General features: G+C 67.3%; 1 protein-coding gene and 1 pseudogene. Both read left to right on the top strand.

The features are described from left to right. Positions 1–172: 172 nt before the first annotated feature. Entirely contained in the window at positions 173–694 is a 522-nt protein-coding gene (locus ACZ4NT_RS39355; protein WP_467730244.1) for a SigE family RNA polymerase sigma factor, read from the top strand. Continuing rightward, positions 694–1,019 (top strand): annotated as a pseudogene (locus ACZ4NT_RS39360) (hypothetical protein); the annotation flags it as partial. The gene ACZ4NT_RS39355 and the pseudogene ACZ4NT_RS39360, both read left to right, overlap by 1 nt.

The raw sequence follows: 1,019 nt of genomic DNA on the forward strand, positions 1-1,019 counted from the left end.
AAAAACTTAAAAGAACACTTTCGTCCAAGGTGCAGGGGTAAGGAAAACAAAGGGCCACAACCCCGCCACCCCCCCCCCCCCAGAACGGGGGGGGGGGGGGGGGGGGCCCCCCCCCCCCCCCCCCCACCCCACGACGAACGCCCTTACCCATCGCCTTGAGGAACGAGCAGTTGTGACGGACGAGAGTCATGGTGAGTTCGCCGAGTTCGCCGCGGCGGCCTGGCCTCGTTTGGTACGTACCGCGCATATGCTCACCGGCGACTTCCACGAGGCCGAAGACTTGGTGCAGACCACGCTGACCAAGGTGTATGCCCGCTGGTCGCGCATCCCCCGCGACGAGGTCCATACCTATATGCGCCGTGCCCTGGTCAACAACAATCTTAGCCGGGTCCGAAAAAGACGTGTGGCTCATCTGCTCATGCCGTTTCTCCCCGAGACGGTGCACCACGCGCACGGCGGACACGCCGAGATCACCGAACACCGCGCGGCCCTCACCCAGGCACTGGCGACGCTGCCGACCCGACAGCGGACCGTGATGGTGCTGCGCTACTTCGAGGATCTGAGCGATCAGGAGATCGCCACGGTCCTGAACTGCTCACTGGGCACGATCAAGACCCATGCGCGGCGTGGCCTTGCCGCCCTGCGCAGCCACCCCGCCCTCGCCTCCGACGCCTTCCATACCGGAGTCCACTGATGAGTTCGCGCCCCGATACCGAGCGGCTGCGGCAGCTGTTCTCGGACGCCGCCTACGACATCACCCCCTCACCAGCGCCGCTTGCCGCCATCGCGAAGGCCGGCCGGACCTGGCGGCGACGTCACACCACAGCGCTGGCAACCGCCTGCGGGCTGCTGCTGATCCCCTTGGCCGCCACCGCCGTCCACATCGCCACCCCCTCTCCCCAGACCGTCAGGCAACCAGCCGCTACCGCGTCGTCGGTGCGGGTGGTGGCGCCGGGTGAGCGGGTGCAGGCCGCGCCGAAGGTGCAGCTGTGGCTAACCAAGAACGGCAAGCACTGGTC

It is taken from the genome of Streptomyces sp. NPDC026417 (assembly GCF_055567695.1).